Annotated in this window: 19 protein-coding genes; 2 read left to right on the plus strand and 17 right to left on the minus strand. The window is 34.9% G+C overall.

Features of this window, described 5'->3' with window-relative positions:
• Positions 1-3: 3 nt before the first annotated feature.
• The 7 genes from F5ESL0225_RS07560 to F5ESL0225_RS07590 all read right to left on the minus strand — a co-directional run bounded on the left by F5ESL0225_RS07560 (position 4) and on the right by F5ESL0225_RS07590 (position 10283).
• Positions 4-1191: a MalY/PatB family protein gene (locus F5ESL0225_RS07560; protein WP_122048183.1), complete on the minus strand. Its 1188-nt coding sequence runs from the start codon at positions 1189-1191 to the stop codon at positions 4-6.
• Between the two features lie 3 nt (positions 1192-1194).
• Positions 1195-2085, minus strand: coding sequence for a DUF3737 family protein (locus F5ESL0225_RS07565; RefSeq protein WP_122048184.1), 891 nt, complete (start codon positions 2083-2085; stop codon positions 1195-1197).
• A gap of 215 nt (positions 2086-2300) precedes the next feature.
• Positions 2301-5297: an HsdR family type I site-specific deoxyribonuclease gene (locus tag F5ESL0225_RS07570; RefSeq protein WP_122048185.1), complete on the minus strand. Its 2997-nt coding sequence runs from the start codon at positions 5295-5297 to the stop codon at positions 2301-2303.
• Positions 5298-5314: 17 nt separating this feature from the next.
• Positions 5315-6514, minus strand: a complete 1200-nt coding sequence (locus F5ESL0225_RS07575) for a restriction endonuclease subunit S (protein WP_122048186.1) — start codon at positions 6512-6514, stop codon at positions 5315-5317.
• Positions 6515-6532: 18 nt separating this feature from the next.
• Positions 6533-8107 (minus strand): type I restriction-modification system subunit M, encoded by a 1575-nt coding sequence (locus tag F5ESL0225_RS07580; RefSeq protein ID WP_122048187.1) that lies wholly within the window; start codon positions 8105-8107, stop codon positions 6533-6535.
• Positions 8104-8658 (minus strand): restriction endonuclease subunit S, encoded by a 555-nt coding sequence (locus F5ESL0225_RS07585; protein ID WP_158592409.1) that lies wholly within the window; start codon positions 8656-8658, stop codon positions 8104-8106. Before F5ESL0225_RS07585 ends, F5ESL0225_RS07580 begins: the two co-directional genes overlap by 4 nt.
• 23 nt (positions 8659-8681) lie before the next feature.
• Positions 8682-10283 carry an RNA-directed DNA polymerase gene (locus tag F5ESL0225_RS07590; protein WP_122048189.1) on the minus strand — a complete coding sequence of 534 codons (1602 nt, stop codon included), beginning with the start codon at positions 10281-10283 and terminating at the stop codon, positions 8682-8684.
• Positions 10284-10692: 409 nt separating this feature from the next.
• On the opposite strand from F5ESL0225_RS07590, the gene F5ESL0225_RS07595 reads away from it, so the two are divergent.
• Both F5ESL0225_RS07595 and F5ESL0225_RS07600 read left to right on the plus strand, forming a co-directional pair.
• Positions 10693-11019, plus strand: coding sequence for a PadR family transcriptional regulator (locus F5ESL0225_RS07595; protein ID WP_199716456.1), 327 nt, complete (start codon positions 10693-10695; stop codon positions 11017-11019).
• 1 nt (position 11020) lies between these two features.
• On the plus strand, positions 11021-11542 hold the full coding sequence (locus tag F5ESL0225_RS07600; protein WP_158592410.1) for a DUF2812 domain-containing protein: 522 nt from the start codon (positions 11021-11023) through the stop codon (positions 11540-11542).
• A 328-nt stretch (positions 11543-11870) separates the two neighbouring features.
• On the opposite strand, the gene F5ESL0225_RS07610 is transcribed toward F5ESL0225_RS07600, so the two are convergent.
• The 10 genes from F5ESL0225_RS07610 to F5ESL0225_RS07660 all read right to left on the minus strand — a co-directional run bounded on the left by F5ESL0225_RS07610 (position 11871) and on the right by F5ESL0225_RS07660 (position 26434).
• On the minus strand, positions 11871-12896 hold the full coding sequence (locus F5ESL0225_RS07610; protein WP_122048192.1) for a branched-chain amino acid aminotransferase: 1026 nt from the start codon (positions 12894-12896) through the stop codon (positions 11871-11873).
• Between the two features lie 505 nt (positions 12897-13401).
• Entirely contained in the window at positions 13402-14043 is a 642-nt protein-coding gene (locus tag F5ESL0225_RS07615; protein WP_122048193.1) for an SLAP domain-containing protein, read from the minus strand.
• 340 nt (positions 14044-14383) lie between these two features.
• Positions 14384-16297 carry an FtsX-like permease family protein gene (locus F5ESL0225_RS07620; RefSeq protein WP_122048194.1) on the minus strand — a complete coding sequence of 638 codons (1914 nt, stop codon included), beginning with the start codon at positions 16295-16297 and terminating at the stop codon, positions 14384-14386.
• A gap of 16 nt (positions 16298-16313) precedes the next feature.
• Positions 16314-17051, minus strand: a complete 738-nt coding sequence (locus F5ESL0225_RS07625; protein ID WP_122048195.1) for an ABC transporter ATP-binding protein — start codon at positions 17049-17051, stop codon at positions 16314-16316.
• A gap of 142 nt (positions 17052-17193) precedes the next feature.
• Positions 17194-17361: a lanthionine synthetase LanC family protein gene (locus tag F5ESL0225_RS08570; protein ID WP_122048196.1), complete on the minus strand. Its 168-nt coding sequence runs from the start codon at positions 17359-17361 to the stop codon at positions 17194-17196.
• Between the two features lie 1344 nt (positions 17362-18705).
• Positions 18706-19215 carry a hypothetical protein gene (locus F5ESL0225_RS07640; protein WP_122048198.1) on the minus strand — a complete coding sequence of 170 codons (510 nt, stop codon included), beginning with the start codon at positions 19213-19215 and terminating at the stop codon, positions 18706-18708.
• A 241-nt stretch (positions 19216-19456) separates the two neighbouring features.
• Positions 19457-21547 (minus strand): ATP-dependent Clp protease ATP-binding subunit, encoded by a 2091-nt coding sequence (locus F5ESL0225_RS07645; RefSeq protein WP_122048199.1) that lies wholly within the window; start codon positions 21545-21547, stop codon positions 19457-19459.
• 198 nt (positions 21548-21745) lie between these two features.
• Positions 21746-24274, minus strand: coding sequence for an ATP-binding cassette domain-containing protein (locus tag F5ESL0225_RS07650; RefSeq protein ID WP_122048200.1), 2529 nt, complete (start codon positions 24272-24274; stop codon positions 21746-21748).
• A 2-nt stretch (positions 24275-24276) separates the two neighbouring features.
• Entirely contained in the window at positions 24277-25140 is an 864-nt protein-coding gene (locus tag F5ESL0225_RS07655) for an alpha/beta hydrolase (RefSeq protein WP_122048201.1), read from the minus strand.
• Positions 25133-26434, minus strand: coding sequence for a PTS sugar transporter subunit IIC (locus tag F5ESL0225_RS07660; RefSeq protein WP_122048202.1), 1302 nt, complete (start codon positions 26432-26434; stop codon positions 25133-25135). Before F5ESL0225_RS07660 ends, F5ESL0225_RS07655 begins: the two co-directional genes overlap by 8 nt.
• Positions 26435-26461 lie beyond the last annotated feature (27 nt).

The following is a 26461-nucleotide window of genomic DNA, read 5'->3' on the forward strand; positions in this document are numbered from 1 at the left end:
TTTCTATTTTTTCGTATTACATAAAGTTATCCAAGAATTAATCCCTGTTTTTAAACGGTTCAAGCCATCTTGAAGCATGGTTAACGGACACGCCAAGTTTATGCGCAAAAACTGACTGCCATTTCCACGATAAACATTGCCTGATGCTAAAACTAATCCTGTTTCTTGCCGTAAATAAGCCGCTAATTCTGAAGAATTGCTACTTAACTGTCCAACATTTAACCAAAGTAGGTAGGTTGCTGACCCTGAAACAACTTGTATACTAGATATTTCCCGGGCAATAAAATCTGTTGCATAAGCAAAATTAGCTCTTAATTGCGTAAGTAAAGCTTGCCGCCACTCATGCCCTTGCTCGTAAGCAGCAATTGTTCCGGGAATTGCTAATAAATTTGGTTCTGCTACTTCATCACTATTTATTCCGCGATTAACCTGTGCTCGCAAATTAGCATCAGGCACTATGATTGTAGCAGCATGGAGCGCAGCCACATTAAAAGTTTTACTTGGGGAGACTAGCGAAATAACTTGAATTAGACTTTCGCCATTAACTGCAAAAGCCGGTGTATAATCTTTACCATTTCTGACTAAATCGCCATGAATTTCATCTGATAGTAAGATAACATGATTTTGATAGCAAAGATCCGCTAAATGTTGCACTTCTGCCTTAGTCCATACTTTGCCAATAGGATTATGCGGATTACAAAAAATCATTACACTGGTCAGCGGCTGGGCTAATTTTGCTGCTAAATCCTGCCAATCAATGTGATATTCATTATCAGCAAACTTTAAATCGCTACTCAAAACATGTCGCCCATTATTTTCAATCGAATTATAAAAAATATTGTAAACTGGCGCTTGTACTAGAACGTTGTCACCAATTTGCGATACACGACGCACAATTGCAGAAATAGCTGGCACTACTCCAGTAGTAAACAGCATCCACTCAGTTTTAGGACGCTGATTGTGTTCTTTTTCATACCAGTCAGCAACAGCCTCAAAATAATTATCTCTTGGCCATTCATAACCAAAGCAACCTAAGGAAATTTTTTCTTTCAGTGCTGCAATAATTTCGGGAGCTGTCTTAAAGTCCATATCAGCAAGCGACATGGGTAACTCCTCAGCTTGAACAGCCCACTTTACTGAATCAGTTTGGCGCCGATCAGGGGCATTAACAAAATCATACTTATTTTCCATTATTTAATCCTCGGGTTTCTGATTTAAATCTGAACAAACAGTTCTTATACCGATCTTATCACATACAACCTGAATCTTATCTGGAGAGACTTTATTGGGATCAATAATTAATGTACCTATTTCTGGCGCAACAATTTTACCAGAGATGGGATTTTTGACACTGTCAATCTTAGTCGTCACTTCAGCATCAAGCTTTGATACATATTCAAAAGCTAAGTCTGTATGAAACAAGCTAGTATTTTTCATTTTAAGTTGATTAATGTAATTTAAACCTTGATTGCTTTCAATTTTACAATTGATGAACTTAATATTTTTACTATTCCAAGCCAAATATTCACCAACAATTGTGGAATCATAGACAGTCACATTTTCACAATTCCAGAAGGCATCTTTTGAAATTAAGGTGGAATGATGTACCTCAACATTTTTTGCGCCATCAAAAGCATAGTTGCCAATAATACTTACCTGGTCAAGATAAATATTCTCACTATCTTTACCAAAATAAGCGCCATTAACCTGACAATTGGTCATTTTGATATCTTGGCAGTTCCACATTGTTTCTTCAGCATTAGCAAAATGAACGTAATCTAACTTAATGCCGGCTGACCTTCTAAACAACTTAGGAGCCTGAAGGGCTGAATTCGTCATTTTAATATTTTGGGTATACCAGATGCCACTGCGCGCCATGGTTTCAAACGTAGTATTCTCAACTTCAATATCGGTGTCATACCACAAAGGATATTTCCATTTGAAAATTGAATTTTTAATATTCAGATTATGCGCTTCTTTGAGCGGTGACTCACCTTCTCCAAAAACAATGCCTGCTAATTTGGTTTTTTTAAGTCCAAAAAGGATTCGTTCTCCTGTAAAGTAGTGGTTCTTAATACTATTCATTATCCCTCTCCCTATCATAATCTTTGCATATTTTAATTATTAAACAAAAATCATTTAATTTAAAATACCAATTACTTAATACTAAGTATTACTAAAAGTTATCGTCAGGGGGATAGTAAAATAGAAAATACTATTATTAATTATTTTAAAAAAATTGCTCAATTAATAAAAGCGATACCTAGTTATATACTCGATATATAGGCATCGCTTATTTTTTAGTTTTCTGTTTCTAATGGTTTAATCTTAGTGGTATAAACAGCTTTAACACTTTCACGGACTTCCGCCTTCCACTTCAGCCAATTAGTTAATTCACTAGCAGGATTATTTGCTCGATACTTTTCAAAATATTGTTTGCTAGTTAAATTGCTCATTCCTTTGGATGTTTTAACATCAGGATCATAATTCTTAACAACATATTGCAGATTGCTGTAATTTAATCCAAATTGTTTTGCAAGCTGGCGTAAGGTCTGCTCGTTTTCCTTAGCAATTGACTGTTCAAGAACATCCTCAACTTGGTCAGCCGAATATTTTTGCGGTTCACGTTGAATATCGCTCCACAGTGAACGAATGTGCGCGGCTCGCGGTTTGTTCGTTTTTTCATATTGGTCAAGATAGCTATCAACTTGAATAGACTCATCGTCAGTTTGAGCAGAAGCTGACTGCTTAATACTATCAGAAAGATACCTTTTGATTAAAGCCATAATGTAGCCTTCATCGACTTCTTTAGTATGGAAGGATTCAAGCTCGTAATCTTCATCAAGGTCAAGATCAGCCGGTTCGTCAGGCCCGTTATCTGCTTTCATTTTATCAAGAAGGTTTTTATACGTTCCCTGAAGTTTAGCTAATGTATCTGCTGGGAGATCATCAACATCTATTTGTTCAGCTGGTGGTAGATTATCTTGCTGGTCCAGTTCATCATATGTTTCAACAGCTGCACGAGCTTTGTCATATTCTTGGAAGGTTTTGATAAATTCCTTTTGCTCCTTAGCAGATGCATTCTCAAGGTAACTTAAAGCTGCCAAATCATCTACATATTTATCCATCTTGGCTCGCGCTTTCAAATAACGCTTGCGCGATATAGCCCAATCAGGTGCCAGAACATCATTACTGCCACCAGCGGCATAGAGTGCAAGTGCATTATCAATTGCTTCATTATACTGTTCTGGATCTTGAAAGGTTACTACTTGACCCCAAGTTTTATTATCAGTATAAATGCGATTAGTCCTTGAAAAAGCCTGAATTAAGTTTTGGGCATTCATTGGTGGTCGATCAAGATACAGCGTCGAAAGACGCGGCGCATCAAAACCGGTTAACAGTCGGTCGACTACAATGACCAGATCAAGGTATTGACCTGGTTTTTGATATTGCTTTTCTTTACCGGCTAAACGGTCGTTGACGTTGCGATTATAGCTGCCAAGTTCTGCCATTGAGAAGTTAGTTTGAAACAAGTTGTTATAATCGTTTAAGGACGACTTCATTTCTTCTTGGTTAGCCTTTGATTCAGTTTCATTCTGCGAAATAGAATAGGTAATAGCAATGCGGGGAAAATCAGGGGCAATTTTCTTAATTCGGTGTGGAACTTCACCATTGGTAATAGCTTCGCGAAATAGACAGTAGTATTTTTGCGCCTGCTTAATTGATGATGTAGAGAAAATGGCCGCGTAACGCTGACCGTTACTGAGTCCTTGTTTGCGATAAGCTAATTTTAAAACTTGTTGGACAACAGCTTGCATATGCCCGGTAGTCAAATAACGAGCGTCATTGTCACTTGAGTTATTGTCACCTTGATTATCAATGTTAAAACCAAAAACCTTATGGTCATGAATAGCATCTTCAATAGTATAAGTATGCAAGATGGGGCCATATAATTGCTCTGTCGTCCGCGCTTCTTGACCATTTTCTGCGCGAGCATTTTCTGCAAAAATTGGCGTACCGGTAAAGCCATACCATAATGGTTCACGATAGAAAAATTTATCTAATTCCCGTTTTTGCTTTGGGGTCACTGCCCGGTGGCATTCATCAACAATAAAAGCCAATTGTAAATCTTTTAATTTTGCATATTGCTTAGCTCTTTTAGAATCTCTTTCCATTTGCTTAAAAAGGGCTTGCATTTTCTGCTTCGTTGTTACAATCACGCTGCGATTGCCATCCCCTAGCTTGCGCGCTAATTCATAACTATTGGCAGTATCATTAATATCAATGGTATCGTTATTGGCATAAGTCTTGAAGGCAGTTGTTGTCTGCATATCCAAGTCTTTCCGATCAATAAGAAAAATGGTCTTGTCAATTGCTGGAATCTGCAATAAGTTACGGGCCACTTTATAAGAAGTCAACGTCTTACCAGAACCTGTTGCGTGCCAGATAAAACCAGATTGCCGTTTTTTAGAAGCTGTAAAAATAGCCTGAATCGCTTGAATTTGATACGGCCGCAACATAATCAGTTTTTGCGCTTTATCATCTAAGACCGTATAATCAGCAATCATGTGATGCGCCATAGGGATTGATAAAACTGCATGAGCAAAATCCAAGTAGTCATCGACTGGCTTTTTAGTTTCATCCAGCCAAGTAGTTAAAAAGTTCTTATTCAGCTGTGGTCCAGCGGAAATATAGCGCGTGCTCGTCCCGTTAGTGACGACAAACATTTCCACAAAGTTAAAAATGTCACCAAACTTACCTTCATCAATGTATTTTTGAATTTGTCTAACGGCATCCATATAAGGGTATTTAGGAGTCTTTAACTCAATCTGAATCAGTGGCAAACCATTAATGAGCAAAGTAACGTCAAAGCGGCGATCTTGGTCCAAAGGAGAAATATTTGTGGCATTAACTTCAACTTGATGAACCACCTCATAGACAGTTGAGCCCCCAGCAATATTAGTATTGTCTAGAATTAACAAATCGGCATCTGGTAAAGCAGAATTATCACGCTTTAAGTGGTGGCGTACTTGCCGATTAGCACCTGACAAAAATTTAGCGGCCTGGTAAAAATTAGGTTGAGTAATCTGCGTGCGAATGGTTGCTTTTTCATTAGGAGTCAAAGGGACATCATGCAGTTGATTATGATTATTCGCTTCTAGAATTTTAAAGAAATTAGCCCACAATTGGGGGATTGTTCTTAAATCATCCCGCAAATGCCATTGATTAACACCTTGAGTGAGATGTTCAATCAAGGCGTTTTCCATTTGTGCTTCATTACTTGATATTACTGCCATGTTAATCTTCTTTCTCGTTATTCAACAAACATATTTTGTAAAAGTGCCTTTTTAACTTGTTTAATCTTGTCCAATTTCTGTTGTTCAAGTTCAATTAAGTGATCAAGTTTGGCAAGGAAGGTGCCAATTTTTTGTTGCTCATCTAAAGTAGGCAAGTTTAAAGTGATTTTCTCCATATCTTTTTTAGATATTTCCAGAAATGTGGACCCTGAAGCTAGGGTATTCGCTTGGCGCTTAATTTCAAAGCCATATGAATATATAAAATATGGATAAGTACTATTTACTAATTCGATAGATTGAAATCCCTGATTAGTCGCTGCCGGTTTTTTTAAAATTGCCATATCACCTATACCCGCTCGACTAGTAAATAAAATTGTTGTGTCTGATGGGTGAATCTTAGCTGAACTCTTTTTCAGACCTAACTTAGTGATTTTTTTATTACTTGAATAAACATATGGCTTATTTCCTATTTCAGTTGGTGAATACCAATTAATATCTCCATCCCAATAATCACAATTTTTAGTATCAGGTGTTCCTCCACCTACAATTTTTGAAATCTCTTTTAGTCTTTTCTTTTCCCACTCATCCGCAAAGCCTTGAAAACGTAGTTCTGGTATTTTGGTACCCTGTGCCGGGAACAAATTTTGTAGTAGGGTCTTTTTCAGCAAGTCCAGCTGGTCGAGTTCTTGCTGCTGCAAATCAAGTAACTGATCGAGCTTGGCAAACAAGTTGCCAATTTTTTGTTGTTCAGATAATTGTGGTACTTTTATTATTTTTCTTTCCATTTCACTTTTAGTTAAATGAATCATTGTTGAACCATTAGTGTTAATCAGTAATTTTGCCCTATCATCAATCAATAACTGTAAAAGGAATTTCTTATCTAAGTAAGAGGAAAGTTCAATCTTCCATATATGATAATGATAAATAACTTTATTACCATTCCAAATATGTGGTCCAAAAGTTGCCGACCATGTATATAACAAATCACCTTTATTAGCATAAGCAGATTTAGGTAACTCTAAATTAGAATAATACCAAGAATCATTAGTATAAAAATTGCCAACTCTTAATACAGGATATTTTCCTTCAACTAATAATTCACTTTGTTTATACGCTCTGCCATTTAAGAACTTTACCATTTTACCTAAAATAGAATTTTCCCACTCATCCGCAAAGCCCTGGAACCTAATATGCGGCACTAATTGATGTTCATTCATTTTATTTCACCATATATTCTATAAAATATCTTTTAATTGCTCAAGCAACTGCTGCGCTTCCGGATCAGTACCAACTAATTCAGCCATTGCCTGCTTAAGTTCAGTTGTGACCTTAGTTTCCTCTTCTTTAATAGTCCGCATCTCGGCGGCTAACTGCTTAACATCAACCGGTGGCTCTTCTTCAAAAGTATCGACATAGCGAGGAATATTCAAGTTAAAGTCGTTCTCTTTAATTTCGTCAAAACTAGCCAGATGAGCATACTTATCAACATCTGCGCGTTTAGCATAAGTGGCTAAAATACGTTCAATATCTGCTTCACGCAATTTGTTCTGCGTTTTGACTTTTTCAAAATCCTTGGAAGCATCAATAAACATTACATCCCGGTCTGGTTTATCTTTCTTCAGCACCACAATGACGGTCGGAATACCGGTACTATAAAACAAGTTTGCTGGTAAGCCAATGACAGCATCAATGGCGCCACTTTCCAAAAGTTTTTGCCTGATTTTGCCCTCGGCAGCACCCCGAAATAATACTCCGTGCGGTAAGACAATCGACATCACGCCGCTATGCTTCAAGTGGTAATAGCCGTGAAGCAAGAAGGCATAATCAGCTTTAGATTTAGGTGGTAATACTCCAAATGAGGAAAAGCGCGGATCATCTAAAAAGCCCTTTGTCGCAGCCCATTTTTGTGAATATGGGGGGTTCATGACTACGGCGTCAAAATTATTAACTTCTTCAGCTGGCCAGTCTTCATCTAACGTATCACCGTTACGAAGACGGCGGTTAGCTTGATCAATATTGTGTAAAATCATATTCATCTTGGCTAAATTATAAGTCGAGGTGTTGATTTCTTGGCCATAGTAGGTAATGCGCTCAGGATTGGACACATACTTTTTAAAGTTCAAAAGTAACGAACCTGAACCCATTGCCGGATCGTAAACCGCCATGCCATTACGATAATCCTTACCTACTAAAGTTAAGCGCGTCAGTAATTCCGAAACTTGTTGCGGGGTATAAAATTCACCGGCTTTTTTACCAGATTCAGAAGCAAATTGACTGATTAAGTATTCATAGGCGTCGCCTAAACTGTCCCCTGGTGTCTTGACCAACTCGATTTTGCCAATTGCTTGGAGCACATTAGCAATCGTATCGGTTTTCTTCTGCGCAGTACTACCTAAACTGTTGGAGTACAAATCATAATCATTAAACAACCCGTCAAAATCTGGCGCGATACTTTCTAGTTTATTAAAGGCATCGCCTAATTGATTAACTTGAAAAGTATGATTATTAACGGCCTGCAAAATACTGTTATAAGTATATTTAGGTTCAATAATATATCCTAATGATAGCCGTAATTCATCGATTAGCTCTTGATCACCAGTATTTTCTTCATAAATTTGTTGTGCATGCTCTAATGTTCCATCTGGCTGATCAGATAGTAATTCCAACACATAATAAAGCATGCGATCAGATAAGTACTTATAGAAAACTGTTCCTAATAAGTAATTTTTATATTGGCTTGCATCCATTTTTGAACGTAATGCATCAGCTGCACTAAACAATCCTTGTTCTAGACTAGTTGTAGTTGTCATTTTGGTCCTCCATTAATATCGTTTTTATTAAGTAAACTAATAATTGCTTGTTTTTCTTTCTCTTGCCGCTCTTTTTGCAAGCCCTCCTTAATTAACAATAAGCGATATAGTTCTCCTATTTTTTGTTGCTTACTTAATGCTGGCAAATTAAGTTCAAGTTGTTTAAAACTGGTTAGCGTTACGCGGCGTAAGACTGTACCTTCCATTGTACTATATAATTGTCGTTTCATTGATTGCGCTTCATTTAATAAGTAACACAAATACCAATTATCCCCACGATTCGTAAAAGTTAATTTAGTAATGTGCTGGGGGATCACTTTGCCCGCTGAATGGGGCGAAACTATGGCCGTTTGATTAGTCATCATGTTGATTACTAGGTCCCCAGCATTTAAGATTGGTGACTTTTGTGTTTTGACATCATTTGTACGATAACCTTGATAAAGATCAAACTCTAAATCTTCATTGGTATAAGTTTCGTACTTATTGTATTTCTTCTTAAGCTCAATACTATTGGGCCCTGAAAAGAAATTAACTGCTTTTTCTAATTTCAATTGAAACTCCCTGGTTGATTTAACTAATAACTTACAGAAAATGGATTTACATTATCCTTAGGTATTGATAATTGAATTTTATCAAGTTTTTCAACATCTATAACAGAATCCTCTATAAAATCTTCCTTTAGCCAAGTCGAATCCCAAATAACATTTTTATTATCACGGACTTTTTGGCATAGTGGAGAATTATACTTGGTATATTCTTTATCAACAGCCACACTTATTCTTTGCAACCATACTTCTAAATAATCTGTATTGGGAATTGTATGCAATTTGGTAAGAATCTCGTCAATAAAGTTTCGAAAATTTTCAGGTACATCGTTTGAATCACTTTTTTTCATCAGAGCAAAAATATGACTAATAATTGCAACTCCTTGTGGAATAGCATTAGGATTTACAATAATTATATTAGCAATAATGCTTATTAGTTGTTTATAATCACTTGGTAATACATCTAAACTATCAATTCTATCTAGATATTCAGAAAAAGCTTTTTTAATACTTCCTGAATTTGGAAATTTTTTTGATAAAATATATATTTCTAATAAATGTTTTTGCAAATTCATATGATAATTTATCGAATATTTTTGCTTATTTTTCTCATTAGCTGATTTATCAATAGAAAAAATATTTATATTCCGATGATTCCAATACAACTTATCTGGTTTTATCGCCATCCCAATTAAGTCATCACCGCTTTTTGTTTTCCTTAAATTAAGGTGCATATTTAAATCTAATAGAGTATCTGCCAACATTTTAGTGATTACATCTGCTACTTCTTTAGAATTCGCAAATATTCTATAGTCATCTTTATATCTAATAACTTGATATTTTTTTCCTTTAGTAATGCTATTACTGTTGATTTTAGTAGACAAAACTTGGTCTGAATACCCCAACACAATTTCTGCAATAAAATCAAATAATGCCCCACCTTGTGGAATCCCATTGGTTTGACGATTCTGCATATTTCTTATTTTAGTATCTATTATGTTTCCTAATAACTTATTAGAATGGTTATCTTTTGCTTTATCTTTACCTTCTAGTGCCCAAGCAATGGTATGCGTATAAATTGATCCATAACAATTGGTTATATCTGTTTGAACACAATATGAATATTTGAGAGCCACTTCAATAGAATATTGCTCGAATTCTTCCCACCAATTTAATATATTTTCTTTTGTATTATTATTGTGTATTCCTAAAGCTTGTCTCGGTAAACTAATACATCTTATTGCCTTATCTTTTCTAAAATAATCAAATCTACGTAAAATCTGATTCCAATGACTTTTAGTAGTTATTATATTTACAAGGTCAACATAAGCAATTGGATGAACAATTTTAATAGGACGCCAATCATATTTACCATCTTTGTTTATAATAATTGTGTGATTTATTTCTTGACTATTTTCCTCGCTATTTTTATTAGTTTGTACGTCACTAATTTTATTAGCATCATATGATACTGGCTTTTTTTGCCTTAATTTTTTTTCAGCCTGTGCTAGAACCTGTTTAAAGGAAAAATACTCTGGAAGTTGCAAAGAGCAATAACTTTCTTCTTTCATAAAGAATTTTCTTGCTTCATCACAATTCATATCAAGAACAGATTGTCGTTTTTTCTCCATCCTTACCTCCTTCTTATATTTCAATTGAAATATGTTACGAGTGAATTATGCATATTTCGACTGAAATATGCAACATTTTTTTGAAATTAATATTCTCAATACCATAAAAAAGCTACCAAAGCATTGGTAGCTAAGCTTTTGTACTGATCTTTTAATTAATTACAAGTAAACATGGTAATGGTTAAAGTTACCTCACTTTTCCCTTATTCCCTAACTTCTTGTACCCAACCTTCTGAGCCTTCTTCGTTACCATATTGAATGACAACCAATTCTTGATATAACTTGGTCATAATTAGGTAATGCTAGTTTTCTGTATGTTAACCAACCGCTACTAGCGAGTACTTACTAAAATTTATTTTATACTTTACTTATATATCGGATGCCGATATACTAATAATAAAAAAGAATCGTGTCAATTTTGCATCCTGAACATATCATCTTAACAGAAGCCTATTACTACATCCTATTATCATTATTTAAACCATTACATGGCTATGGCATTATGAAGAAAATTGCTGAGCTATCTGACGGCAGAGTCATGCTAGCTGCAGGTACATTGTATGGGGCACTAAATAAATTAGAGCAAAATCAATGGATTAAAGCCTTGCCCGTAAACAACATTGATCACAAAAAACAATACGTTATTACTTCCCAAGGGAAAGAAATTGTAATCAATGAACTTAAGCGATTAGAAGAATTAGTAAATAATGGGCACAAAATTATGGAGGATAACTAAATTGGAAAAGAGGAAGTTCCGGCTATTTTTTAGTGACAAACAAGAAGAAACTTGGCTTAATCAAATGGCAACAGCTGGCTGGCAGTTAACCAAAATTAAGGGGTTATTATATTATTTTACTAATCAAAAGCCCAAGTATATTTATCGCATTGATTTTCTTGATCCTCAAGCTTTTAAAACGAAACAACAAGATTATATTAATTTTATTGAAGAGACCGGTGCCGAAAAAATTGCTCAAAGTGGCCAATGGATCTATTTCCGGCGTCCCGCAGTTCAAGGAGACTTTCAACTTTATTCAGATAACGACTCCAAGTTAAGCTATTTAAAACGCATTCGCAGACAAATATTACTCACAACGCTATTTCCATTACCACTAATTCAAATGCTCATGACTGATATTAGTAATGGCAATAGTGGCTGGGCAAGATACTTTGGCTTAGGTTTCTTTGTCTTATTTGAATTATTTTTACTCGTCAAACTAAGTACTTTATCAATCCGTATTAAAAAATTAATTGCTAGTTAATTTTTTCAATTTATGACAGTAAATAAAAGCGGCAACCATCATAATCGTTGCCGCTTGTTTTTTATTAAGATACCTAATTTTTTCGAATACGTTTAAAAAGTACCAACCATTCATAAATAAGGGCAATGATTGCTATTACATAGTCGTACCAATGGAAAGCATCCGCAAAACCAAATACGGAAAGTAGTAAAATCAAAATCAGCAATAAACTATAGCAAATAGGGGTAACATAGATTAGATTATGCTTATTAAGCCAAGAGTCTATTGGTAAAAGTTCAAAAGCTAAAATGAGAAAAATAATCAATAGAGTATCCATTTTTTTATTCCCTTATTCACTAATTTCTTGTACCCAACCTTCCGGTCCTTCTTCGTTACCATATTGAATGTCAACCAATTCTTGATACAGCTTGGTTGTAATCGGACCGGTTTCTTTTTCACTATAAATCACATGCTTTTGCCCCTGGTAAGTGATTGACCCAACTGGCGAAATAACAGCTGCTGTACCCATGGCGCCTGCTTCTTTCAATTCAAAAGCCTCTGCTAAAGTAATCTTACGTTCAACTGGATTTAAGCCTTGCTTTTTAGCCAATTCCAGCAATGATTTTTTAGTAATGGAAATCAAAATCGACGGGGATTTAGGTGTCACAAATTGCCCCTCTGGCGTAATGCCAAAGAAATTAGCCCCGCCAAATTCATCAATATACTTATGCTCGCGGGGATCAAGATAAAGACAATCAGCATAACCCTTTTGATGCGCCTCAACTGACGGCAATAAACTGCTGGCATAATTGCCAGCAGTCTTAGCTTGACCTGTCCCAGCATAAGCAGCCCGATCATAGTCACTGATAATATAAGCCGCCGGATTTAACCCCTTAATGTATGCGCCAACGGGTACGGCAAAAATACGAAAAGTATATTCATTGGCGGCTTGAACGCCCAAAACATTAGAAGTGCCTACCATGAATGGCCGTAAATATAAGGTGGCGCCACTATCATATGGTGGTACAAATTCTTGGTTAGCCAAAACGACTTGCTTAACTGCGGCCACAAATTGTTCTTCTGGAAATGGTGGCATCGCCAAGCGCTCCGCCGACAAAGTAAAGCGATGGGCATTTTGCTCCGGGCGAAATAAGTTAATCTTACCATCTTTTCTACGATAAGCCTTTAGACCTTCAAAGATTTCCTGGCCGTAATGTAAAATTTCAGCTCCTTCAGACAGAGTCAAAGTTGAAGCTTCGACTAATTTACCTTCCTGCCATTGACCATCTTTGTACTTTGCTTCATAGCGATATGGCAAATCGCGATACACAAAACCTAAGTTTTTCCAATCAAGATCTTCTACTCGTTGTTTCATAAAAAGTTCTCCTACTTGTTTTATTTAATCATAATTTAATTATTGATTAATTTATGCTATAAAACTCCTAATGTCAATAGTCAGGAAAGATTATTCTTAAAACAATTTGACTATTTGCTTAGTTAAGCCTCATACTTTATCCACCTATTATTAATTATTTGTATAAGTTCAAGACTTATTGATACAAAAATAGCAAAAAAGAAGCAATCAGTAAACATCAGTATCGTAAGCCTCCTATGTAAAAATTTAGAAAAGCTAAAAGGTCAAAGCCTGCTGAAACTAGCTTAAATAACCGCTATTGGTTACTCCAATCACTATTTAAGTAACTAAACCTCAACATAAACTGTCAACTCTATATTGTTATGCGCAGTTTAATTAAATACAATTGTATAAAAAATACCTTAAGTTCAAACGAACTTAGGGTATTTTTCTATTTTTACAATACCGCTCTACGTTGGGCAATTAGTTGTACATTTGCTAATTCAATTATTAATCTTCCTAATCATTAATAAGGGGTAACAACGTTAGCGACTTTGATATATCTATTATGACCAATACGATAATATTTTTTGCCTTTAATAGTGTAAACTTCACGATTACTCATAACTGTCTTTTTCTTGGAAAGCAGACTTTTTAGTACACGTTTACCTGTCTTAGTATACTGATATGACGCTCTATTTAAATATAACTTAAGTAGTTCATCATGCTTTTTACTATATGGGAGCACGTTAACTGCTTTAATATATCTATTATGCCCAATACAATAATACTTTTTGCCTTTAATAGTGTAAACTTTACCATTACTCATAACTGTCTTTTTCTTGGAAAGTTTGCTTTTTGGTACACGTTTACCTGCTTTAGTATATTGATATGAGGCTCTATTTAAGTATAACTTAAGTCCAATTTTTGGTGTTGGTAGTTCACCTGGTGTAGAAGTATCATTACCTGCATCGGGTGTAGAAGTATCATTACCTGCACCTGGTGTAGAGGTACCATTACTTACACCTGGTGTAGAAGTATCATTACCTGCACTTGGTGTAGAAGATACGGCAGCATGAACCGGTGTTACTTGGTTGTTAGCTGATATACCAAAGCAAGTTAGTGCAATTCCACAAACCATAGTTGCTAATTTTTTTCTTGAGTTCATTTTATCTCCTTTAATATTTATATAGTAAAATATCACATAAGTTGTTTTATTATAGCATATTATCTTTTTTTGGTTTACATATATGTTAAATTAATTTCTAATATCTATATTTTGTATAAATCATATCAAATACAAGTACACATGTAATCATATTTATAATTGTACTAAAAAACATGATTATGCGTATTAATTATTATAAATACAAATATACTTATATTGTATCAACTATATTTTTTGCTATTTCTTGCCTTTTTTCCACTCGATTTTGGCTTTCTGCAAATCTGCAAAGAAGTTAAGCTAAGTTGATTGTTTACATACAAGTTATGGCTAAAGCTCTTACTTAGATACCTAATAAAACTTTAGTTTTATGGTATGAAAAAAAGTAAATTATACTATAAGCAATTAAAAGTAATAAACAAGTTGTAATGATTGGTTCCCCCACCATCTGAAAAGCGCCTAAAAATTTTATTACGTCGTTAGCTAAAAAATTAAATCTGAATCCAATGAAAGCCATTAAACCATTCAATCCGCCCATAATTATAGGTGGTAAGAATATCAATAAGTTATTAGCAGTAGCCGCTTTGCGTAGCTGCTTTTTATTATAGCCGATATCACCTAAAAATTTGAATTCATCAGTCACACCTAAAGTATCCATGAGTATAGTGAAATAGAGAATACAACCAATAAATACAAAAAACAATACAGAGATAAAAGTTGCCATTAAGAATGCTGCACTATTATATGAAAGTGCATCTTTATTAGTTTTGTAGGCACTTAGAAATTGGAGCTTTAACTCTTTGATTTTGTTGTAAAGTTCCTCATTGTCGCGTAGGTTGGCACCATTAATTGCATAAATTGTCTTACTGTTAGCATGTTGACTTATTTTTTTAAACTGTTGGTCATTAACAGCTATGTAAGCAAAATTACCTTTAGCGAATATGGGCCAGATATTGGTCTCTTTCAAACTGACTTTTTGCTTGTTAATATTTACCGTACCACGAGAATTCTTTATCGTATATGGTGTAAAAAGATACGCTAACTTCTTAGAAAATTTGGAATTATGCTGCGGTTTATTATATTGTTGCTTTAATAACCCTTTAAAAGTACTGAGATTAATAATTCTACATTTTTTGGTAGCCATTTTTTCACTTAGTACTATTGGTCGTTTTGCAGTCGCATTAATCACTTTTACCGTTTTAAAATCACCACCGTAATTTTTAGTGATTTGCTTCACCTTGGTCACTTGATCAGGCTTAAGTTTCTGGTCAATTTCAATAGCCGAAGGAACTGTTTTTATTAATGAAGCTTTTTGATAATTTATTAGTAAAAAGCAAGTTGCAGTAAGAGCAATAACAGCCGATATAACTAAAGACAATACAACTAATAGATTTGATTTAGTCTTTAATTTAAACAGCGATTCTGGCAAAAAGATATTATTCGTTGGTCGATACAGCTGATGATGGTTATTGATTTTACGATTAATAAGATAAGCTAAAGTACTTTTGATAATTAAAAATGTGCCAATTATTACCAATACTAATGTAATCAGTGCCATTGGTACAAAACCGATTTTGACCCACAAAGATTGTTGTTTAACAAGATCTAAAACCAAGACATAGCCTATTAATAACGAAATTATCCCTAAGTAAGCTGTCCAAGACTTGGTCTTAACAGCCTTTTCGCCAGCTTGATTTAAATTAGAGATATTTATGATGGATAAGCACTTAATCAAATGGTGATTATCAAAAAAGATAACTAATAATATAAAAATAGAAAGTGCTATTGTAATTAAGAATGGTAAAAAGGTGAACTGCGTTAGATACGGTATATCAAGCTTTAAAGCTGCAATCAAAAGTATTTTTATTAAACTATAAAACAAAATACTAAGAAAGATACCAGCAAAGCAGGCCATTCCAATAATAATGGTGTTTTCTATCATTAAAATTGAAGTAATATTCTTCTTTGACATGCCTAACATTGAATAAATTCCTAGCTCTTCAGCACGCTGCTTTAAGAAAAAATGATTAAAGTAAATAATAAAGAAAATTGTAAATAAGGTAAATAATATCGAAGTAACATAAGACATGAACTCCACTTTTGCTGAACTTGATAAAGAATCAGCAATTACATGGTCTTTAGCGAAAATTTGCAGAGTATTGAATAATCCTAGAATTAACGAAAGCGAGATAAAATAATTTTGGTATAAGCCAAAGCCGTTTTTGATATTGTTTTTAGCTATTACTTTGTAATTCATAATTAATTTCACTCCCCTAAGCTTCTACTTCGGCTAATTTTTGCGCCAATAGTTGTTGAAAAGCATCATTACTATCTTTTTTAACAATTTGGTCAACAATTTTGCCATCTTTTAGAAAAATAACCTTGTTAGCATAACTGGCCGCTAAACTATCATGAGTAACCATTAAGATAGAAGTATTAAATTTTTGATTCACTTTTGCTAAATATTCCATGATTAATTTAGCTGCTTGAGAATCCAACGCACCTGTAGGCTCGTCGGCCAATAAGAGTGCTGGATTCTTAATGATGGCCCTAATTATCGCTACACGCTGTTTTTGACCACCAGATAAAGCCACTGGATATTTATCAAGTTGATCACTTAATCTAAAATATTCGGCTAACTTATCAATCTTTTGATCGATTTCTTGGTCATTTCTACCGAGTAATGACATAGGAACGGCAATATTCTGTCTTACCGTTAAGCTTTTTAATAAACGATAGTTTTGAAAAACAAAACCTAGTTTTTTCTTACGAAAATTGGCAGCCTCATCATCAGATAATTTGGAGATTTCATGATCATCAACATAGATTGTGCCTCCAGAAGCTGTATCTAATGTCGAAATCATATTAAGCAACGTAGTCTTGCCAGAACCAGACGCACCCATGATTGCTACAAATTCGCCAAAATCAACTGCAAAGTTAATACCGGCTAGTGCTTGGTATCGCTTTTCATAAAATTTAGTAACATTATTTACTCGTAAAATTTTAGTCATAATTAATCCTCGCTTCCTGTTTCCTTGTACTATATATCTAATACAATAAATCTAATAGAAAACGCTGTCAATTAGTATCCTAGAAAGTAAAAAAAGAAATCCAAATGAGTTGAAATAAAAGTTGAAATATTATTTTTTCTAATTAATTTTTATAAAGCTCTAATTCTAATATCGAAGGGACTTTCTTGAGATATATGGTTCTCAATAATTCATATGCCGTTCCTGACATACCTGTCATCAATCCAAAAACATTTCTTTTTTGTGGAATACCAGATAGCCAGTTTTTATTAGCACAAAGATCAGTAGTAATTTTTTAGGCTTTTTTAAGACTCTTTAAATAATTGGTGATAAAATATCGGTGATAGACATTCTATGTTGCCTAAACTGCTATGACAAAGGCAATCACTACACCAATGCCTTTTTCTAAAATGCAAGACTTTGCTAATTCAATATCTATATTTAAGATTATAAATTAGTCAATAATATGAATTTTTTTATCCTAGTCATACAATGGAGTTTTGAAATATGAATAAATTTAAGTTAACTGCTAAAATGTCATACCTAATATGTGGTATATTGCAATTTTTAATTGGAATAATTTACTTTATTTGTTCAAAAAGAAACATAAGTTTTTTGATAATCTTTATATTTTTAGGCATAGCATTGATATTGATACCTTACTTGAAGCCAACAAAGATAGAAAGCAAAAAAAACGATAAAGTAATAGGAATATTATTGATTTGTACAAGCATATTAATGCTTTTATTAGTTCCAAATGATTTGATCTTTTTACTATTTTTGGATTCAGGATTGATTAATTTGATAATCTAACGCGGTAGTTATATCTTCTATAAAATTGCAATAACCTGCCGCGCAAAATTTTAGCTTGTCATACCTTCGCCAAATTATATGAAAAAAGATTAGATTGCCTCTATCAAGTCAAGTAGCATGTTCAACTTAAAATTACAATTTTCGCTTTAATTTAATTGGAAAAAAGACGAAGGAATGATTCAAATACAAAACAGCGCTGACATATAGTTAATTGCACAATGAACAAAAACTAAAATTAAAAAAGGCAAACCACATTTTTAGTGGTTTGCCTTAATTCTTTGTTAGCATAAACGGATTAGTTTTTCTCAGAAGCGTTTGTAAAAAATATTAAAATTTTACTTGTGTGTCTACAAAATAATAAAACGAAACTTTTTATTAGTAGCCGAAATTTACATAAAACTATCCCATAACTGACAGTAAATCAATTGCAATATCACTATTTTTAATAATATATTGAGATTCTATATTGACTTTATCTTTTACCTCGCTAACAAAATAAAAACACCGCTTGGTTTCCCTAGCGGTGTGAAATTAGTATTCTGATAGTTAATTAAACGACCTATAACAAAAGGTGAATTAATTTAATTTTCCTTCAGCAATAAGTTTATCGTCACGCTCAACAAGTTTTTGTTATGTGCTTTGTAACCCTGATTTCCATTAAATTTGCAGCCACGTTTCTTAAAAGTTTTAAATTTCTCGTCCAATTAAAATTTTATTACCATAAATTGGCTACTTTTTATATTGTGGATAGTCATTCAAATAATTACTATCACCGTAACTATACAGATGGCTTCCATCTCCATCATTAAAAGTATCTTTTGCCTTAAATGACTTCTTTTGATGTTTTTGCTGATTTAGGTTTTTCAGGCTTATTTGTATTATTTACTGCTGGATAAGGCAGGAATTCATCATGATCATTTGCTAGTAAAATCTGGGGCTTTAACCATTTAATTTCTGCCTTTAACTGCTTAGTAAACCTCTTAGTATATTTAGTATTAATCAACTCAAAGTGTTTTAAACATTTTTGGTAAAGTACAACTTGTTTCTGTAGTGATAGCTTTTGCCCTTGCTTAACTAGCTGGTTAAATGCGCGATTGGCACGTTTATGTTGCTTTGACCAGTTTGCTTTCTCTCTAATGCTATGCAGCTTTGGTTCTGGTTCAGCTTTCTTGGGATTAGCTGAAGTGACAGCTGCCTTGTTAGTATTTTGCTTATTAGTGTCTGTTTGCGTATTAGCCGTATCTGCTGAAACTACAGCAATTTGGCTAGTTATAGGTGCAAGCATTGCAACACCAGCAATGGCTAACGAAATAATTTTCTTATTTATTTTCATCTCATTACCTCTTGGGTATCAAACATTTTAAATACTATACAATTATAGCATATGTGCTAATAATAACAGATTTAATTTATTAAATTTTGCTACTTTAGTAAGCAGTATAGTCATTTTCTTTTACTTTCACCCATTAAGCCGCGCATAAAAAAAGAAGGCTGTTGTTACCAGCCTTCTTTTTTGTTATCCACAGTAATTACCAAGGCGCTATTTAGTTTCTTAGCGCTTTGTACTTACAGCATTATTTTGTCTTACTTTCTGCCTGGCCATCCTTATCTACAGATTGTACATCAATATCAATAATGGCATCCCCGTTTAAGTAGACATGTGCCCCATCAGCCGTGAAGTTAACTTCCTTAGTGTCTGGCGCCTTCATTAATAGTTTAGCAATTGGTGTTTCCATTTCCTGTTCCACCACGCGCCGTAATGGTCTTGCACCAAATTTCTTGTCATAACCTTTTTGTGCAAAGTAAGCTTTAGCCTCAGGTGAAACCACCAATTTGACGTCTTTTTTAGCCAAGACATGCGTCATTTTCTTCAAGTAAATATCGATAATCTTTGTCATATCGGTTGGCGTAAGTGCATTGAACGGAACAATTGCGTCTAAGCGATTCAAAAATTCTGGTCTGAAGTAAGCCTCTAGTGCCTTGATCAACTGCTCATGGTCAACTTGACCATCCTTAAGTAAGTTATCTGAGTAACCTGCATTTGACGTCATGATTAAAATCGTATCCTTAAAGGAAACAGTTCGCCCTTGCGCATCGGTTAAGCGACCATCATCCATAATTTGTAATAAAGCATTAAAAATCTGGGGATTAGCTTTTTCAATTTCATCAAATAAAATCAAGCTATATGGTTGGTGGCGTACTTTTTCGGTCAATTGACCACCTTCACCATAGCCAACATATCCTGGAGCTGAGCCAATGAGCTTATTCACAGCCATCTGGTCTTGATACTCCGACATATCTAAGCGAATTAAATGATTTTCACCCCCAAACAATTGAATTGCTAATTGCTTAGCAAGTTCTGTCTTACCAACACCAGTTGGACCTGTAAGTAAAAATGAACCAGTTGGACGATTATTATCTTTGAAAATTTGCTTACGAGCAATCGCATCAGTAATAACTTCAATTGCCTTGTCTTGATCAATCACTGTTGCCTTTAATTTTGCCGCTAAATTTAAGTTTTTCTGTCCTTCACTGGCATGTAATTCACTCATTGGAATCTTAGTTTTAGCCTCAATTAGAGCATAGATATCTTGATCTGTAACCCTAGGCGTATCTGCATCATCAAGATGGTCTAATTGGTCACGTAATTTTTCAAGCTGCTGTTTTAAGTCACTGGCCTTAGCATAGTCTTCATTTTGAGCAGCAACTTTTTTGTCATTTTCTAAAGTTTTAATACGCTGTTTCAGTCCTGCTTCATCGCTAGGGGTTGCATCAAGTCCTTTCTTTGCTCCAGCTTCGTCAAGTAAATCAATGGCCTTATCTGGTAAGTAACGACCTTGAATATAACGTTGTGATAATTCTACGGCAAGCTGCAGAGCGCTAGCACTATATTTTACATGGTGATACTCTTCATACTTTTTCTTTAAACCTTCCAGAATCTTCACGGTCACATCAGTTGAAGGCTCTGGCACATCAACTGGTTGGAAACGCCGTGCTAAAGCCGCATCGTTTTCAATTTGGCGATACTCACTAGTAGTTGTCGCCCCAATCAAATTTAAATCTCCACTAGCTAAAGCCGGTTTTAAAATATTAGCTGCATCGCCACTATTATTTTCCGAATCAGTCGAACCAGCGCCAACAATATTATGTAATTCATCTATAAATAAGATAATATTAGGATTTTTCTTTGCTTCATCAATAATTTTCTTTAAGCGTTCTTCAAAGCTACCCCGTAAACTTGAGCCAGCAACCATATCATTAATATTAATGGCAATGATATGCTTATCTTTCATTTTTTCAGGAACGTCCCCTTGGGCAATTTTTTGGGCTAAACCTTCAACAATTGCGGTCTTACCGACACCTGCTGGTCCAACTAGAACCGGATTATTCTTCTTACGTCGACTTAAAATCTCAATTACTGCTTGAATTTGCTCATCGCGCCCAATTACAGGGTCGAATTTATTATTTTTAGCTTGTTCAACTAAGTCAATCCCAATTGGTTGCTCTTTTTGAGTTGGAACGTTTTGCTTAAGGTTTTGTGGTGCCATATTCATACTGCTTGAATAGTGAATAGGAATCGAACCGTTATTATCACTCGAACTATTAAAGAAAGAATTGTTTAATTCGTTAAATAGGTTATCAAATTCGTTGTCAAAATATGTCATATCTAAACACCCCTTGTATTCGTTATAATTTTTTAATTAGCACTCAAAAGCATTGAGTGCTAATTTCTTATACTTGTAATTATAGCAGGTTATCCACAGATAGCAAGAAAAGTAACTTACTTTTCCACAATTATTTTTCAAAAGCAAAAAAGCCTTATCTATTAGGATTTAAGGTCCTAAATAAGGCTTACTATTTAGTTATTTTTGGTATAACTGAAACTGGGCACGTAAATATTTTGCTGTCAAACTCTGCCTATTTTGCGAAATATCCACAGGTGTACCACAAGCAACTATTTGCCCCCCATTCGCTCCTCCGCGCGGGCCTAAGTCAATCATATAATCACTGTTAGCCATAATATCTAAATCGTGGGTAATCGTAATGATTGTCGCCTGCTTATTTAAAAGTTGTTGAAAAACTTGCAATAGCGTTCTAACATCTTGCGGGTGTAGTCCTACTGTCGGTTCATCAAAGATAAACAAGCTGTCTTTTTGTTGCCGGTGCAAATGACTAGTCAACTTTAGCCGCTGAGCTTCACCTCCTGATAAAGCGGGTGTTGCTTCACCAAGATGCAAGTAGCCTAAACCCATTTGACTTAAAGTTGTTAATGTTTTTTGAATTTTAGGCTCTGTTTGAAACAAATTTTGCTGAAGTAGCTCAGCTACTGAGTAGTCGAGTATCTCGGCAATACTTAATCCTTGCCATTTTACCCTTAACACATCTTGATTATAGCGGTGTCCTTCACAAAGTGAGCAAGTTTCAACCATATCGGGCAAATATTGAATATCAAGCGATATTACACCACTACCCCCACAAGCTGGGCAAGCTCCCTCTTTATTATTATAGGAAAAATGACTGGCACGATACTTATAACTCTTAGCTTGCGGTTGTTGGGCAAACAATTTACGCAAATTATCCATAATATCCGTATAAGTAGCTACTGTAGAACGTTGATTTTTACCTACTGGTGAAGAATCAACACTAATTACATTTTTAATTGTCTTACCCTTAAACTGCTTAATCCATTTAGGCATTGGTTGATGTGCTTTTTGCGCCTGCAAAGCCGATAACAAGGCATCAAGAATTAACGTGGTTTTCCCTGCTCCAGAAAAACCAGTAACTGCCGTCATAAAGCCACACGGAATTTTAACTTGTACGTCTTTTAAATTAAAACGCTGGGTGATTGCTAGGTCAATTTGTCCTAATGAAAAAAGTTCTCTACTAGCCGCTGGACGAACAAGCAGCGGTGCATTACCAGTTAAATATGGGCCAATTAACGAATTAGAATTTTGCTTTATTTGTAACGGGGTACCCTGAGCAATAATTTGTCCTCCCTGACTACCAGAACCAGGGCCAATTTCAATAATCCAATCAGCTGCATTGATAATTGCAGTTTCATGATCAACTACTACTAAAGAATTTCCTTGATTAACTAATTGGTGAAAAATATCAATTAAGCCAGCTACATTATCAGGATGCAATCCTACTGAAGGTTCATCTAACACATATAACACCCCAGTAGTTTCCGTCCTTAAAGTTCGGCCTAATTGTATGCGCTGTAATTCGCCAGTCGACAAACTATTAGCTGACCGAGCTAAACTTAGATAATCTAAACCTAACTTCAATAAAGGCTTAACCTGATGTAGTAATTCATCGCTTAAATTTGTAGCTAAGTCTTGCATTGACTCCGGCAACCAGTCCTTTATTGCTTGCATATACTGGGGCAACTCACCTAAAGTTAATTGCTCAGCTGTCACAATATTTTTCCCAGCAACTAATTGTTGCCAACGGGTCGAATCAATACGATAGCCCTGGCAATGCGGACACGTATTGAAATGATAAAAGGAATTTATTCGTTCAAGCCCGCGTTCAGACTTAGTAGTCTTACGCGAATTAATCACTGCATTATAGGCATTTTCATATAAGGCATCAAGATGATAAATACGTCCAGTCGAAGTTGGAACATCTACTGGTACTTTTCTCTCTTCACCATGAAGTACGATTGCTTTTTCTTTCTTAGTTAAGTCGCGGTAAGGAATATCTGTACGAACCCCTAATTCACGGGCAATACGCCACATCCAATTGCGTCCAGGAATTTGCCAAGTAGCAATGGCTCCATCAGCAATCGTTTTATTTTCATCAGCAATAATTTTACTATCATCAAGTTGTTCAACCTTCCCTAAACCCTGACATACTTGACAAGCACCATCTGAATTAAATGCAAAATCTTCCGCGCTAAAGGCATAAAATTCCACTCCGCATTCTGTACAATGAATCTTACCCATTTGCTCGCCGGTTAAATCCATGGCCTGCGCTATTTCAATAGTGGGGGCATTTCGATGTCCCTTAGGACAAACAGGTGACCCGAGCCGGGAAAAAATAAGGCGTAAAATATTAAAAATTTCAGTCACTGTTCCTACTGTTGATCTTATTCCAGGTATATCAGGACGCTGGCGCAAGGCAAGAGCCGATGGAATATGACGCACTTCATCAACAGCTGCGCGTCCTACTTGATTAATTCGTCTTTTCGTATAAGTAGCCAAGGAGTCAAGATAGCGGCGCGCGCCTTCTGCATATAATATTCCCATTGCCAAACTAGATTTACCAGAGCCACTAAGACCCGTTACTGCTACAAATTGATGCAAGGGAATCTCGACATTAATATTCTTTAAATTATTAACCCGGCCACCAATTACTTCAATCTTTGTTGGTTGTTCTTTATATTTCATGATTAATCATCTTTTCTTTTATTTGTTTTCACCGACTTGTTAGGCTTTTTCAATAAATATTGGCGAATCACTTGAATTACTTGTTTATTTTGGGGTAATTCAGAATGATCTGCTTGCTTACCGGTCACGATTATGGCCGTATAAGCTTTAACTTGATTTTGAAAAATAAACTTACCCGCTGCGACACTACTTTCAGGTACAATGCCGTCAGATTCATAATTTTTACCACCAGTTAGCGAATAAACCTTTAAGCTTTTCGGTAATTTACTACGTCCTTTAATAAAGTCTACTAACATCTGCGTTCGATTGGCTATGTTTTTTTCAGTAAAGTTATAAGGCGTCCCCAAAGTCATTAACCGTTTAATCTTAGCATCGCTGTCATATTGTGAATAGTAATGTTCTAACCAATAAGTCCAAATAAGTCCTCCATTAGAATGACCAAAAGCATTAAAGTTATTAAATTTATAGTTCTTCATTAAAGAGTCAAACGCTATATCTAGCCAATAAGCTTGCTTTCTTATATTTGCATATCCATCGCGATTATCGGTAAAACCGATAATAATGAATGGTTCGCGGTCATTTTTCCCAATTGAACCACTATATGATAATTTTGCTTCACGTGAAACAGTGATTTTTAATACGCTATGTCGACGCACAGTTGTCTTATTTAGCTGACTAATTAATTGATTAAATCGTTCTGTTGTTGCACTTGATCCCGGCACCATAATTACGGGCGAAAGTAACGATTTACTCCGTTCTGCTCGAGTATTATTTTCTTTTTTCATCCAGGAATAACTGGGGATAGATAAGATAGTCATAATTACGACTAATCCGAGTAGCCATTTATAATTGGTGTTTTTATTCATTTACATTCTCCTGCGTGGCCTCACTTAACTTTTGGCTTACCCGTTCACTAAGTTTAATAATTGGCCACAATAAGCCAATGTCACTTAAAAACAACAAAATTGTAAAAATCAACGTTCCCCAATTGCCATTAGTCCCAAAAAAGGGAACTAATAACCCTGGTGTCCCTTTTAAAATTGGATACACACTCACCGGAATAAGTCGTAAGCTAATTGCACTAGCGGCTATTAGTAAATTAAATAATGGAATTAAAATGCTCGGTAACAAAAATACGGGATTCAGCATAATTGGTAGCCCCACGGTAAAGCCCAAAGTTGAATTAAATGCTGCCGGCAAAAGGCTAATTTTGGTTAAAGAAACAATTTCTTTATTTTCATGACGTAACATTAATATGACAATGATTGCTAAAATAACACTAGAGCCGCCCATCATAGCATAATTATTAATTAAAGAACTACCCAAAAATTGATAAGGAACCTGCCAAGAATTGCCATGTTGTAAAGCATAGGTTAAATTTTCTGCAGAATGAGCATTATTAATTGTTCCAGAAAGGGCATGTACTGGAAAACCAATGCCTAACCAATTAAAAAAAGTAATAACTACTGTGAGTAACATTACTTCCCATAAATTATTTGTAATCTGTACTCGATTAATAAGCTCATTAAAACTAGTCGAATTTAATAGTTTAATTTTTAAATCATAAATAAAAATTCCTAAAATAATACTCAACATGAGACAAACACAAGCTGGAAGCGCAGCTTGCCAAACCCGGCTTTGAATAGTCCTTGTACTTTCATCTTTAACAGGCTGATAATCTTTACCCAAAAATCGGTAAATAAGACCAACCCCATAACCAATAACTAGAGCAATAAATACCGCATTAATTTGTAATAAGCTTTCTGAAAAAAGCTGTTGAGTATTGTGATTAGTACTAGATGCATAAGCACAAAAAAGAATAAATAATACAGCAGTTATACCGGCCATACTCGAATCTTTATGATAAATTCGAGCCGTATATTGAGCCATAAAGTAACAAGCATATAGTCCAAAAATGCCAAAAGTTACTTCCACCATGCCCGCACTAATAAATGAACCCGTGTACCAAAACTGATCTGATATTACTTGGTCTAAACCAAAAATATTGTATATTAGTCCGTCGGGGGCAAAAACCAAATTATGCAAAAGTTTAAAATATGAACCAGCCATGGCAATTGGCATTAACATAACTAAAGTACGTTGAGCAGCTTTAAAAAAAGAACACTCACGAATTTTAACTATAGTAGCGATATCTATCATTTTTTGAACTCCTAACCAAGCTATTAA

This window comes from Lactobacillus sp. ESL0225, from assembly GCF_003692905.1.
GTDB lineage: Bacteria > Bacillota > Bacilli > Lactobacillales > Lactobacillaceae > Lactobacillus > Lactobacillus bombicola.